Source organism: Vicinamibacteria bacterium, from assembly GCA_035570235.1.
Lineage (GTDB): Bacteria > Acidobacteriota > Vicinamibacteria > Fen-336 > Fen-336 > DATMML01.
In genome coordinates, this window is the sequence record DATMML010000043.1 from 79,544 (window position 1) to 92,225 (window position 12,682).

The 12,682-nt window shown below is 65.7% G+C and carries 12 protein-coding genes; 5 read left to right on the forward strand and 7 right to left on the reverse strand.

What is annotated here, in order from left to right; genetic code table 11:
- Positions 1 to 84: 84 nt before the first annotated feature.
- From VN461_08385 to VN461_08400, 4 genes are all read right to left on the reverse strand, one after another.
- On the reverse strand, positions 85 to 957 hold the full coding sequence (locus tag VN461_08385; GenBank protein ID HXB54784.1) for a hypothetical protein: 873 nt from the start codon (positions 955 to 957) through the stop codon (positions 85 to 87).
- 91 nt (positions 958 to 1,048) lie between these two features.
- Positions 1,049 to 1,201 carry a DUF3309 family protein gene (locus VN461_08390; GenBank protein HXB54785.1) on the reverse strand — a complete coding sequence of 51 codons (153 nt, stop codon included), beginning with the start codon at positions 1,199 to 1,201 and terminating at the stop codon, positions 1,049 to 1,051.
- 69 nt (positions 1,202 to 1,270) lie between these two features.
- Entirely contained in the window at positions 1,271 to 1,438 is a 168-nt protein-coding gene (locus VN461_08395; protein HXB54786.1) for a CsbD family protein, read from the reverse strand.
- A gap of 68 nt (positions 1,439 to 1,506) precedes the next feature.
- Positions 1,507 to 1,710, reverse strand: coding sequence for a hypothetical protein (locus tag VN461_08400; protein HXB54787.1), 204 nt, complete (start codon positions 1,708 to 1,710; stop codon positions 1,507 to 1,509).
- Between the two features lie 619 nt (positions 1,711 to 2,329).
- Between VN461_08400 and VN461_08405 the strand changes: the two genes are divergently transcribed.
- Positions 2,330 to 2,716, forward strand: a complete 387-nt coding sequence (locus tag VN461_08405; protein HXB54788.1) for a YtxH domain-containing protein — start codon at positions 2,330 to 2,332, stop codon at positions 2,714 to 2,716.
- 193 nt (positions 2,717 to 2,909) lie between these two features.
- On the opposite strand, the gene VN461_08410 is transcribed toward VN461_08405, so the two are convergent.
- Positions 2,910 to 3,134, reverse strand: coding sequence for a hypothetical protein (locus tag VN461_08410; protein ID HXB54789.1), 225 nt, complete (start codon positions 3,132 to 3,134; stop codon positions 2,910 to 2,912).
- Positions 3,135 to 3,456: 322 nt separating this feature from the next.
- Here VN461_08410 and VN461_08415 point away from each other — a divergent pair, with 322 nt between their 5' ends.
- The 3 genes from VN461_08415 (at position 3,457) to VN461_08425 (ending at position 8,253) form a co-directional block, all read left to right on the forward strand.
- The gene (locus VN461_08415; protein ID HXB54790.1) at positions 3,457 to 4,251 is read left to right on the forward strand and encodes a hypothetical protein; all 795 of its coding nucleotides are present in this window, start codon (positions 3,457 to 3,459) and stop codon (positions 4,249 to 4,251) included.
- 838 nt (positions 4,252 to 5,089) lie between these two features.
- The gene (locus VN461_08420) at positions 5,090 to 6,754 is read left to right on the forward strand and encodes a hypothetical protein (GenBank protein HXB54791.1); all 1,665 of its coding nucleotides are present in this window, start codon (positions 5,090 to 5,092) and stop codon (positions 6,752 to 6,754) included.
- 662 nt (positions 6,755 to 7,416) lie between these two features.
- On the forward strand, positions 7,417 to 8,253 hold the full coding sequence (locus tag VN461_08425; protein ID HXB54792.1) for an ice-binding family protein: 837 nt from the start codon (positions 7,417 to 7,419) through the stop codon (positions 8,251 to 8,253).
- Here the strand turns inward: VN461_08425 and VN461_08430 are convergent.
- Together VN461_08430 and VN461_08435 are read right to left on the reverse strand one after the other, a co-directional pair.
- Positions 8,211 to 9,005: a class I SAM-dependent methyltransferase gene (locus VN461_08430; protein HXB54793.1), complete on the reverse strand. Its 795-nt coding sequence runs from the start codon at positions 9,003 to 9,005 to the stop codon at positions 8,211 to 8,213. The genes VN461_08425 and VN461_08430 overlap by 43 nt on opposite strands.
- Complete coding sequence (locus tag VN461_08435) at positions 8,992 to 10,422, reverse strand: hypothetical protein (protein HXB54794.1); 1,431 nt, start codon at positions 10,420 to 10,422, stop codon at positions 8,992 to 8,994. The genes VN461_08430 and VN461_08435 overlap by 14 nt, the downstream gene beginning before the upstream one ends.
- 85 nt (positions 10,423 to 10,507) lie before the next feature.
- Here VN461_08435 and VN461_08440 point away from each other — a divergent pair, with 85 nt between their 5' ends.
- Entirely contained in the window at positions 10,508 to 12,589 is a 2,082-nt protein-coding gene (locus tag VN461_08440) for a hypothetical protein (GenBank protein ID HXB54795.1), read from the forward strand.
- Positions 12,590 to 12,682 lie beyond the last annotated feature (93 nt).

Genomic DNA, 12,682 nt, shown 5'->3' on the forward strand with positions numbered 1-12,682 from the left:
ACCGGGGCGGCCCCTAGGCATGAAACGACCACGGCGCCCGTCAACATCCTCACAAGACTTCGGTTCATGGGATCCTCACTTTTCCTAAGCAGCAGCTTGGTGACTCGCATGCTCGCGGAGCTCCGCGGCGAGTTTCGTGCGTTGCCCCGGCGTCAGCAGGGGCGTCACGGTCTCGTAGAAGAGAACCATTCGCGTGGCCCCGCGGCTCGCGAGGTGGGCGTTCGCGTTCGACGTAACGGTCTTTGCATCGAACGAGTCACCGGCGAACGCGGTGGAGAAGGCGTGGACATGCGTTTCGCCTTTCTGGGGATCGAACTTGGCGGAGAGTCCGGCCAATGCCGTGTGGAGAGCCGCCGAGATCTTGTTGACCTGGTCCGGCGTCAGGCTGACTTCTTGAGTTAGCTCCGCCAGCCGGCCGCCGGGTTCCCGCCCGCCCGGCTTCTCTTCGTGGTTGACCTGACGCCACACCTCCCAATGGGCCTGGACCTTATCGACGAGGGCCGCACGCTCGGAAGGGGACAGGATCGCGTGAAGCTTGTTTAGTGTGTCGAGGCTGGCCGCCTGCTCGCTGTCCGCCGCCGTGATGAGTTTGGCGATGGCCGCATCGACCTTGACCGTATCCACGGTGCCGGCGGCGATTCCGTCGGCTAGCGCCAGCTGGAGGCTTTGTTCCGCCTCTCGAGCGGGCGTCATTTCGGCGTGCAGGTCACTCTGGAGCTTCTCGATCTGGGGACGCTTGGCATCATCCGTGCCCAGGGTGTCGAGGCTCATGGCGATGAACTTGGTAACACCACCGTGATGGTGATGCCGGTGGTGTTCCTTCAACTCGGAGGCCGCTTGGTCATCCGCCGGTGTCGCGCTAGAAGTTGATGCGCCGCCCGCCGGCGACGGTGCCTGTACGGCTTCGGTTCCGGCAGCACTGAGTCCAAAGCCAGCCACCAGTGCAAGTCCTGTCATACTCAAAAGTCTCATGTGCACTCCCATCAAAAGGCCGAAGACAGCGACGCCGTGTCCTCGGTCATGACCCCTGCTGCCGCCCAATGCGGACCTAGAGTCGGCCTGAAAGGAGGACGACCAGCAGGACCAGAACGATTAGCCCCACACCGCCGCTCGGGGCATACCCCCACCCTCGGCTGTGGGGCCAGGTGGGGAGGACCCCGAACAGCATCAGAACGGCGAGTACGAGGAGGATAGTGAGCATTGTGGACTCCTTACTTTGTCGCTCGTGAAAGAAAACGCCTGGAAACGATCCGGTCCAGCTTGGCTGGTCTCACTTCGCCGAGTCCTTGACCTTGTCGATCATCTTCTCAGCTGCCTGTTTGACCTTTCCGATCGTCTGATCGAGCTGACCCTCGCGCTTCAGGCTCGGGTCGTCGGTCAAGACTCCGGCGGCCTCCTTTACGCGCCCCTTCAGTTCTTCCGTCTTGCCTCCCGCCATGTCGATTTCTCCTGTCTCTACCGTTCGTGCTGCTTCGCCAGCGTCAGCGCCCCGCCCCACGCCCTCAGTTAATGCTTTTGATCGATCTCGACGGTCTCCTTGTTCCCGCTGCCGGAGACCGCCACTATGAACCCGAGCCCGATCGCGATCACAATACCGATCGCCGTCCAGGCCGGCCCCACGCGTTCGATGACGCCCAGCTTCCACAGGGCGGCGACGAGCCCACCCAGGACGATGAAGTAACCCACCAGGTACATTTGCATCCACTTCATGAGATCCTCCGTGCTCCATCCACAGAACGTGTCCTTAGCTTGATTCAATGCCACGCGGTTCACGCCCCCGCGGGCGGAGCGGATCCTCGTCCAAGTCACCCGTCAGGAGCCATTCGTGGCCAAGCTGCAAGTGGATGAGCGCCTGACAAGAGGCCGCAGAGACCGATTGCTCCTTTCGGCGCCTCTGCTGACCATGGCTACTCGAGACGCAAGGCCAAGCCTCTCCGGGCGAGCATTCCAGAGGGCGCTGTACGCGACTGGTCAAAAGCAACCCCCGTGCCACTCTGCCGCCTGCAGAGGGGGGTCCGCCTTGCGTGATACGCCTCTCCTAGATACGGGCTTCCTCGGCGCAGGAGGACGCCCCGTTGCCGAAGGCCGATCAACCCAATTGAGGAGAACTATCTACAATCGGCCTGAACCAGCCCTGTGCTCTCCGGCAATTCGCCTTCCTCGGAGAGCGAGATCCTCAGTCCTCACGCCGCCTCCAGGGCGCGCGTAAAGGTGGCGCTGATCTTGCTGGAGAGGACGGTATGCCGGCGAGTCCTCAGCCCGCCAAAGGCGCAGCGAGGAAGCCAGGCCGGCCCATCATACGAGCACGAACGTAACCCAAGGAGGTTTCATGGCCGACCACAAGCCGGATTACACGTCACACGGCGCGTCATATTCCGCATTGACATTCTCGTTCCTCGCGGGCGGCATTGCGGGGGCAGCTGTTGCCTTGCTCCTCGCCCCACAGTCGGGCAAGGCGACCCGCGAGATCATGGGGCGCAAGCTGAATGACGCCACCGACTCAGCCCGCGAGCTGAAGGGTCGGATGGTCGACAAGCTGAACGATGCCGCAGACTCCGCGCGCGAATTCAAAGATCGAACCATCCGCCGGGGCCAGGAAATCGGTGAGGAGGCCACGAACCGTGTGGAGGGGGCAGCCTCCGCCCTCGCGGGCAAGGCTGGGCAAAGGGAGCGCGGGAAGAACGGCGACCTCAAGGCTGGCGATTCATCCGCCTAGGAATTTGTTCCTACTCTCGCTGAGAGCCACGGCTTCCTCTCGAAACCGTCGCTGAGCCTTGGTCCAGGCAAGGGCGCCGCGGACAGAAACGATGGCTGACTTGCAACAGCGTCAGGGGGCGCAGCAGTGTGCCTGCCAAGACCCCACGGTGGCGACGGCGAGACCCGTGCCGGCACGAAGTCGCCCTTGGCGCCTAACGGAAGTCCACGCCATCGGCCAGGCCCCTGACGTCGGTCGCGACCTCCCCGCAGAAGACCTGCCAGGCTCCCGAGTCGCGCTGCCCCGGACTCGGGCATGCCCGGCGCTGGGGTTGAATGGGGTTGTCCTCAGAAGGTATGGTGGTGCAGCCGGCAGAGTCGTAGAGCAACTGGAGGGGTGGATCAACACCAACCGCAACCAACTCTTGGCGCTCAAGCACCAGGCTGCTCCGTCTGGCGTAGCTGATGCCGAGACCACACCCCGAACCCCGAAGCTCCTGGGTGCGTCCGTGCGTGCCTGAGAAGACTGTCGGTCGCCTTAACATGGCATCAAGGCCCCCATGCGGAGACGCGCGCCCTGCTCCCCTACCTCCATTGCGTGGTCCCCGAGGGTGGTCTCTGCTCTTTCTTGCCCTCCTTTTCGCATTTCCGGTGCTCTGCCGCGCTCAGACTAGCTCGCCGCGGCACGCCACGAATTCGGTATCTCTAGGTGAGGGGACAAACACTCCCTCTGTCGAATCGCTTTACCCGCCCATTACGGGTATGGAGCGCGCTTCCTTCTCCGCTTCTCGCGAAACGCCGGAGCTCGACGCTGGCTTCCACCTTCTTTACGAACTGAAGCTCGTGGAAGCGCGAGGCTTGTTCGAGGCGTGGCTGCACTCCCATCCGGCAGATCCTCTCGGGAGCGCCTCGGAAGCGGCGAGCTACCTGTTTGAAGAGTGCTACCGGCAAGGCGTCTTGACTTCCGCGTATTTTCTTGACGACAAGCGTTTTCTAGGTGACATCCCCCTCAAACCGGACCCCGAGCTACGCGCGGCTTTCTTCGCCGCGGACAAGCAGGCCCAGGGCTTGGCCCGGCTGCGATTGAAGACAAACCCCGACGATACGAACGCCTTGTTCGCCATGAGTTTGAGTGCCGGCATGGAAGCCGACTATGCCAGCCTGATCGATAAGCGTCAGATTGAGAGCCTGAGAATGATCCGGGATGCTGATAAGTACGCCAAGAAGCTATTGGCAGTCGCCCCGGAAACTTCCGATGCCTACCTCACCCTGGGGGCGGCGAATTACATCATCGGCAGCCTGCCGGCGCCCAAGCGATTCTTCCTCTTTTTCGCGGGAATCCACGGCGATAAGAGCGACGGCCTACAGCAGCTCGGGGTCGCCGCCGCGCACGGCCACTACCTCCGACCGTTTGCGAAAATCTTGCTGGCACTGGCAGCGCTGCGCGAGAAGAAGACGGAAGTGGCCCGCACTCAATTTGGGGAGCTCGTCGCAGAATTCCCGCAGAATCCGCTTTTCTCGAGTGAGCTAACCAAACTCAATGGTCAAGGGAGATGACCTGTGCTAAGTCCCTCGTCAAGGCTCCTTGCTCTTTGCCCCGAGACAGCGGTGAATCTAGGTTCGTCTACGATTTCAGTGCCATGTGATGCCTAAAGTCGTTCTGCTGCCTTGTCCTGGTCCGACACTCTGGATCGAATTCGAGCAAGGGATGGCCATATTTCACGATTTGAGTACAAGAAAGCACCCCCAATCCATGGATTCTACGACTTGGTACAGGCGACACCACCCGCGAGCGCGTCCGACGCCCGCCCTTGCCCCGTCTCCGGGGACCAGGCTGTCGGTGAGAGCGATCGTTTTTTGGTGGAGGCAGGGCGCCTCAGAACGCTTTGCCCTCCAGGCGGGCCAAGCGGAACGCGCGTCCTTCGGGGTCCTCCGCAAAGACGAAGCAGACGGCACGGTGGCAGAGCCCGCAGGCTCCGTCCTAGAAAAGCCGCACGGGGACTCTACTTCAAGCGCGCCGGGGCAGGATCCTGCCGGGGTCGAACGCAGAGAGGTGCCACATCACGACGTCGAGGCCAAAGACAGCGAAGTCGATAAGCCCAATGAGCAGGAGGTTCGGCGGTGGCCTGGCCGCTTGGACCAAAGAGCGGGCGCGGTGAAGTGGGGCCAACGACCTCAGCGTGACGGCTCCGACTCCCGGTCAGAGAATTTCCCCATTCCTATGCCAGCCCGTGGCGATTGGGCAACCGCACTCCTCTTGATTCTCCTCGCCGTTCCCTCTTTCGCGCAAGTGACGGTTCCCTCGCCAGCTTCACCGGGAGCGCCCGCGGCCCCCTCCTCGGAGCCTACCCCGCCGGCCGACTCCCGGGCCTTTCTCGATCAGATCGGCGGGTGCGTGGACAGCGGCAGGTTGAACGCCGAGATGAGCCTGCAGGCTGGCCGGGTCGAGGCGGCTCCCGGATGGGTGCTGCGGGTGACCGGAGCTCCAAAGCTAACGCTCGCCGCGGAGGCAGCCAGTGGTCGAGTCCGTCGCCTCGACATCGCGATCACCGAAGGCGCGCTCCTCCTCGATGGCAGGGGTCTGCGCCCCCATCTCTTCCTCGACAGCATTCGCTTCGAAGCAGGCAAGGGAATCACGGAGGCCCGTTTCCGCGGGCGCGGCATCTGGAGACCGATCGTCTGGATCTTCAAGGGTCTCGCAAGGGCGGCGCTGCGGAAACTCGAACTCCGGACCGACATCCCATCGGTCATGCGTGGCGAAATCCTGGAGTCTAAGACTGTGGCCGCGTCTACGGGAACCTTTCTCGACGTCGTCCGAGAGGTCAACATCCACGACTCCGAGTTCGTGGCGTTTGGCGGCCGCGCTCTGGGCTTCGGCGAGATCGTCCAGTTCCAAACTGCTTCACAACCAAAGACGGGCATGCCGCTGCGTGTCGCCCTCGACAGGGGCGTCTTCCAGCCGGGCCGAGGCGACCAACCGGCCCAGCTCGATATCGTGGGCCGGATCGACGGAGAGACTGAGAGTGGGTCCATCACCTTCGTTGGGGGCCGCAGCACTTTCTCGCATGGCGAGCTGAAGAAAGGCGCGTTCCATGTCCGCTCGGGAGAGGATGGAAAGCTCGAGACAACGATTTCCGCCGCTGCCTTCGCACTCGACCTGACATCGGGACAGATGCGCTTGCCCGGGGGGCCGCGGGTTGACGTCGAGGCGCCTTCACGCTTCGCCATTCGAGATCTGGATGTACGGCCGGACGGCAAATACTCGGGGATCGTCGACGCGGAGCTGTTCGGGAAGACGGGTGCCATCGATCGGAGTGGAACCCTCGTCTCGGCGAGCGATGTGAAGCTGCGCACGCACGGGGCGGTAGTCGTAAACGGGCAGGCGACCGGTGACGTGGATCTCGAGTTCGGGTACCGCCTGGACTACGTGCTGGTCGTGCACTATCCCGTCGAGGAGATTGGCGACCGGAAGGTCCCCCTCGTCTTTCAGGGGCCCTTCGCGACAACGCTTCACCTCCAGAACGCAGGCAGCGGCGACGAAGGCATTGTTACCGGGGAATATCAGTTCAAGGTGCCGTGGCCCCCTATTGAGCTAGCCGCCTTGGAGGTTCTGACCGCCAAGTGGAGCGAGGACATTCCGGACGTCATCCGCAAGGTTGACTTTGTGATTGCGCCGCGCCGCTTCGGTCCGTGCGGCGGAAACTGCTTCTTGGTAAATGTGGACGTGACCGTCGAGAAGACGAAGGCTAAGGGCTTTCTCTTCCGCCAGATCTGCCACGCGGAGGGAAGAGCGGACCTTGTCGTCGATGAGCGGAGCCGCAGCTTCCTCCTCCGCAACGTGCGGATCGAGCCGCGCTGCGAGGGTTTCTTAAAGTGGGTGGCAAAGTTCGTCGCGCCGCTCCTGACGAAGACTTACACGGGCGTGACCCTCTTCCAAATGCCCGAAGACCTTCCCTTCACGATCGAATCCGTCGGTAGCGGGGCGAACTGGCTCAGCATCGCCGGCAAGGTAAGCTGGACATCGAAGGCTGCAGAAGCTGCTTCGAAGCCTGCCCCGTAGACGGTCCAGCGATGCCGCTATGCCAGCAAAGAGGGCCCGAAGGGTCTCACTCGGTCCAGGCTTGATCCCACCATCTGCAACTCAGTCAACGAGTTAGCTGTTCCGCCCATCCGCTGAATTGCGGATTTGTCCATTCCGCAGTGATTGGCGCTCGGCTTCAACCGTCCTGTACCTCATGCGGACGGGATGCGCGTCGGCCGGCGTACGCCCACAGACCACGACCCCCCTCCTTTGCAACAGGTCCGGGCCTGATCCACGCCCGCCGCTTGTCCCGGTGAGGTAGCGGGACACGCTCCTATCGCGTGGCAATTTCTACAAAATACACCCAACCGGCCGTCGCGAACGCTGTTCTCGGGCGGGGGGGGCGAAGGCGGGCGCACGTCCCATCTCGATCAACGCTCGGAACCATTTGCTCCCTCAGGTTTCCGCCCGTCCCTTAATCGAGACTACCCAAACAGCGAACGGATTGGCATCCGCCTTGCTCACGACCAAACGGTGCCGCAGCGCGCTCAATCCAAATCCATGCCTCTGACCCCGGATTTGGGTGTCGCCTTTCGCCTTTGCTGAAGCCGGGATAGCTTGACAGACCCACTACATCCTGCAGTAGGGTCTGCTCGTCCCGGACTGGGTTCTAACTAACGACTCGGGATGGGAGAATCAAGATGAAGAACCGGCTCTTGAGTTCCTTGGTGGCCGTGGGGTTCGGCGTGCTTCTTTATGGCCCTTCCCCGGCACTGGCTCAGGCATACTTGGGCACTGCTCAGCCCTTTGCGGTCCTGGGCGGGACAACGGTGACCTGCCTCGGAGCTGGGACCGCCATTACCGGAAGCATAGGTGTCAGCCCCGGCGCCGCGCCCACTGGCTTCCCGGTTCCGTGCGCCGGTGTCCCGATCATACCGCCTGCCTCTGATCCGGCTCAGCTTGCTCTCACCACGGCGTACAATACTTTAGCCGCGCTCCCCTGTGCCTCCACCGTGGGTCCCAATCTCGCTGGCCTCACGCTCACGCAAGGCGTCTACTGTGTTAACGCTGCCGCTTCCAATCTCACTGGAACACTCACTCTGAACGGCCAGGGCAATCCCAACGCAGTCTGGGTCTTTCGGATGTCGAGCACGCTCATCACATCGTCCGGCTCGACCGTTGCCTTGATCAATGGCGCCAATGCTTGCGCCGTAGAGTGGCAGGTCAGCAGCTCCGCGACCATCGGTTCCGGCACGACGTTCGTGGGAAACATCCTCGCCCTCACGAGCATCGCAATGGGTACCGGCGCAAACCTGACCGGTAGAACCTTGGCGCGAAATGGTGCGGTGACGCTGGATACCAACACCATCGGCTTCGGCGCCTGCGGCGCCGGAGGCGGCGTCGGCGGCGTGCCGCCTCCCTTCCCAGCGGGTGTCCCGACACTGCCCCAGATCGGAGCATGGGCTCTCCTGGTGGTTCTTTTGGGTAGCGGTGCCTACCTACTCCGCCGGCGCACCCCCACCGAGGCGAGCAGATAGCCGTGCCGCCGCACGGCCCGAACATGCCGATCGAGCCACACGAAGGGCTTGAGGAGGGCGGCGGTCAGGGGAGCGAGGCGCGGGCAGTAGGAGTGTAGGGCCAGGTCAGCCATCCGCAGCCAGCCCGGCACGAACAGGATCGCGGTCTCGGCGGCGACCTCGAAGCCGGCCGCCTCCAGCATCTGCCGGAGAGCGCGGCGCGAGAAGGACCGCTCGTACCCGTAGCCGTAGAGACCGAGCGCCTGCAGTACGGCGGCGAGGAGGGGCCGGAGGAAGGGATCCCACCGGTTTGGCACGCCCACCACCGCGCGGCCGCCGGGCCGGAGCACGCGGTGGATCTCGCGCAGCGCCGTCTCGGGGTCACGGAAGTGCTCGATGGTGCCCATGGAGTAGACGGCATCGAAGCTGCCGTCGCGGAAGGGCAGGCGCCGCACATCGGCCACCAGGCCCCGGAGTCCCGAGTCAGAGAACGCCGCCTGGGCCTGGCGGACGATCGGCTCCGAGATGTCGACCCCGAAGACCGCCGCCCCCTGCCCGTGCACCCATTGCAGGATGCGCGTGTTCTTGACCTCGTCCCACAGGTCGGTCTTGAGCACCGCGCACCGGCCAAGGTCGGGGACATGCTCGGAGAGCAGTCTCTTCTCGTTCTCGAAGTAGTAGACGGTGGACGCCGCGCCACCGAGGTCGGGAAAGTCCTCCCCCACCTCCTGCCAGAAGCGGCGGTAGGCAGCGCTGAGGCTAGCGGGGACCATCCACCGCCGGCCGCAGGGGAAGAAGCGTCCCCGCCGGGGGCTGCCCGGCGCGCCACAGCACGATCGCGAGGGCAACCGGCACCGCCACCGCCCACGCCCGCAGGAAGAGCGCGTGAGCCACCAGGCCCGTATGGGCGGCCAGCTCTCCGAGAACCGCGAGCAGGACGACCTGGGAGGCGAGCAGCAGACCGAAGGCCGACAGGAAGCGTCGCCAGCCCGGGAAGGCCGTCATTCCGATAGCCAGGAGCAGCCCCGCCTGGTAGCCGGGTAGCAGGGCGAGCGCCCCCTGGGCGTCTCCCGGTGCGGTCAGCTCCGTCAGTGCTTGCGGGGCCAGGGAGGCAACCACCCCCGCAGCGGCGAACACGGCCGTCGTGAGGGCATGTCCAAGAACGGCGGTTAGGATCGCCGCCGCGCCAAGAGCCGCCCCGGCGCGCCGGGCGGCCCGCGCCCACCTCCCGGGTGCCGGAGGCTCCCGCCCGAGGGCGAGCAGCACCACGCCGACGAGGGCCAGCACAAGCTGATGGAAGCCGTGGACGAGGAAGAGAGGCGAGGCGGCGAGGGCGGGGGGCAGGGCCAAGACGAGTACGCGGGCGATGGCGAGAAGGCCGAACAGCGGCAGCGCGGCGGCAAGGGCGACGACGCGCCGTGGCCACGACAGGCGCACGGCGAGGACGCCCGCGATATAGAGAGGGATGAGGGCGGTCGCGATACATTCGGGTGTCACGACGAAAGTTCCGCGGCTCGTGGCCAGCGCGTTGCCGGAAGCCGTGGCCGCCACCCCCGCTCCCGTAAGCAAGAAAGCGGCGGAGCTCACGATCCAAGCGCCGGCCTCGAGCAGGGCGCGACTGCTCGAGATCCAGGGGGCGCAGAGGGCGAAGGCAACCAGGAGCACCGCCGCCCGGGGCGCGAAGCGACGGACGATCAGGGAAAGCGCATCACCCTCTCGAAAAGCGCCCTCGGCCCGCCCGCGCGCTTCGAGGGTCCCCCGCATCCAGGCAAAGACGTAGCCCGAGATGGCGAGGATGAGGATCGTGGGCCAGACCTGGAGATGAAGGGCCTGGAAGAGGGTCGGCGAGGCGGAGGCGCGGCCGAGTGTCGCGATGCGCAAGGTGTTCAGGGCCAGGATGAGGGCGATGCCGCCCGTGGCCCCGGCCAGACGGGCACGCCAGGGGACCGGGCAGGCGAGGATGGCCGCGAGGCACAGCGCAAGTGCGTCCGTCCCGCTGCACTCGAGGGTGACGGCGACCGGTGCCGTAGGGTGGCCGGCGTAGTAGTCCGCGGCCTGCTCCTGGAGCCGCGTCAGGGGGAGTACGAGCCGCTCCTCCGCCCACGGGCTGCGCAGCAGAGCGAACAGCCCGAGGCTCCAGGCGAGCGCGCTCAGCAGGAATAGGGTCGCCCGAGGCGGCTCCGTCCGCACGGAAAGGATTCTAGTCCATGCCGCCCGGACTGTGCATCCCGCGTTCCCTGTTCTCCCCCGAAAGGCGCCTGCGGAGCCCGGGCACTTGACGGTAAGCTCTGGGGCTATGTCGGGAGAGCCACGGGAGAAGACCCAAGAGCTGTCGGGGGCCAGGGGGGCCACCCTCGCCTTTGCGGTGGCACTAGCCGCGACGCTGGTCATGGCCGCGCCGGTAGCAATCGCGCCTTCCGAGCGCCTTTTCGGGAGCAGCCAGACCTTCGGGCGAGAGGACCCGAACCGGGATCCTTTCATCGTGATGGAACAGTTCCGGACTGGCCAAGTCCCCAGGCCCTACCTGCAGCCGCTCACCGACCTCGCGGGCCGCGTCCTAGCCGGCCCGTTGGGCCCGGTTGCGGCCTACAACCTCCTAGTCCTCTCCTCGTTTCCCCTCGCGGCCGCCGCCGCCTACCTGCTGGCGCGTTACGTCCTCGGCTCTCATCTGGGAGCCATGGTGGCAGGTCTGGCCTATGCGTTCCTCCCCTTCCACGTGGCCCACGCTACTGGCCACCCGCACGTGGCTCAAACGCAGTGGCTGCCGCTCTACTTCCTCGCCTTATGGCAGTGCTTCGACCGCCCGGATCTCCGCCGTGCCTCGCTTCTGCTCGCCTCCGCCGCGGCGGTGACGCTCTCGAATTTCTACGGGGGGCTCATCGCCGCCGTCCTGAGCCCGGTGGCGCTCGTCTCCTACGGGGTCGTCTCGCCTCGCGCGCCGGGCGAGGGCCGGCGGCGAAGCCTGGCGCTCACGGGCCTGACGCTCACCGCGGCGGCGGCCGCCGCCCTCCTCCTCATTCACCTCGTGGCCCCCGCGGTCCTGCTTGATCCGGGAGCTTTCGCCTTCCCCCGCTCCGACCTCTTCCTCTACAGTGCGAAGTGGTGGAGCTATCTCGTCCCCGCGGTGGACCACCCGCTGGCCGGCTCCCGGGTGCGGGAGTTCTGGGCCGGGCGCGGCCTCGAGGACGCGCTTCTTGAGCAGCAGGTGGGGGTGGGCTGGTCACTCCTGGCCCTGGGGGCCGTGCCGCTATGGCTTTGGCTGCGCGCGGACCGGAACTCGCTTGCGGCCCGCAGCGCCCCCATCCTGGCGAGCATCGCCGTGGCCGCCCTCCTTTGCTCGCTCTCTCCCGAGCGGAGGATCGGGTTGTTCACGTTCGTACGCCCCTCCGCGTTGCTTTACGCGGTGGCACCGATGTTCCGGGCCTATGCGCGGTTCGGCCTAGTAGTCGGCCTCATGACCGCGCTGCTGGCGGGAGGGGGCGCGGCCTGTCTGTGGCGTTGGCCCCGCTCCGCCGGCCGGTGGGCGGCCGCGCTCCTCCTGAGCCTGGCCGCCCTGGAGTACGCGCCCTTCCCGCCTTGGCGGTGGCGCGACGTGCTCCCCACCCGCGCCCACCGCTGGTTGGCGGGGCAGCCGGGCCCGCTGCGGGTGTTGGACTGCGTGTCCCCCTCCCGGGCCTCCGACCTCTTCGCCCTCAGTCTCTTCCCCCACGAGGTCTCGCTCCTCGGCGGGAGCTCCATCGCCCGAGCGGGTCGGAATGATTCCGTCGGTGCGACGAGCTTCGACGACTGTGGGGAGCCGGAGCTTGGACACAAGCTCGCGGCCCTGGGCTACACCCACGTCGTCGTCCGGCGGGACAGCGCGGCCGGAAGATGGATAGCGGGCAAGCCGGCGCCAGAAGGGCTCACACGCGGCCCGGAGTTCGAGGACAGCTGGGTTTGGGTGGTGGCGGCTCAGCAGCCGCGCGCATACGTAACCGGCCTGGTCGGCTTCTACCCTCGCGAATACCTGGGCGAGGTCACGTGGCGCTGGATGGGGCAGAGCGGGACGTTCAAGGTGGTCAATGCCGCGGAACACCCGGTATCGACCGCGCTGGAGCTGGAGCTTCTGGCGTTTCCTGGCGACCGCCGCGTGGAGTGGTTCCTCGAAGGGCGCCGGCTCCACGAGCTGGGTGTGGTGGCCGAGTGGCGGCGGTACGTCCTTCCTCTCGGCACTGTCGCCCCGGGGGAGACTACCCTCACCCTCGCGTGCCACGGGCCGGCTGTGGTCGCGAACGACGTCCGCGGCAACGGCGACCCCCGCGCCCTCTGCCTGGCTGTGGGAAGCTGGAGGTGGGAGACATCCGCCCCCGTCCGCTAGAGAGGTCTACGAACCAGCCTCTTGTAGGTGGCACGCAGATTGCTCCTACAAGCCCCGGGGAACCCGGACCACCGTCGACGCCGGCTAAGACTC

Excerpts from the sequence above, each read along its gene's own strand:
- VN461_08405 (HXB54788.1), top strand. The coding sequence starts at position 2,330 with ATGGCCGACCACAAGCCGGATTACACGTCACACGGCGCGTCATATTCC.
- VN461_08390 (HXB54785.1), bottom strand. The coding sequence starts at position 1,201 with ATGCTCACTATCCTCCTCGTACTCGCCGTTCTGATGCTGTTCGGGGTC.
- VN461_08400 (HXB54787.1), bottom strand. The coding sequence starts at position 1,710 with ATGAAGTGGATGCAAATGTACCTGGTGGGTTACTTCATCGTCCTGGGT.
- VN461_08430 (HXB54793.1), bottom strand. The coding sequence starts at position 9,005 with ATGGTCCCCGCTAGCCTCAGCGCTGCCTACCGCCGCTTCTGGCAGGAG.
- VN461_08395 (HXB54786.1), bottom strand. The coding sequence starts at position 1,438 with ATGGCGGGAGGCAAGACGGAAGAACTGAAGGGGCGCGTAAAGGAGGCC.
- VN461_08415 (HXB54790.1), top strand. The coding sequence starts at position 3,457 with ATGGAGCGCGCTTCCTTCTCCGCTTCTCGCGAAACGCCGGAGCTCGAC.
- VN461_08385 (HXB54784.1), bottom strand. The coding sequence starts at position 957 with ATGACAGGACTTGCACTGGTGGCTGGCTTTGGACTCAGTGCTGCCGGA.
- VN461_08425 (HXB54792.1), top strand. The coding sequence starts at position 7,417 with ATGAAGAACCGGCTCTTGAGTTCCTTGGTGGCCGTGGGGTTCGGCGTG.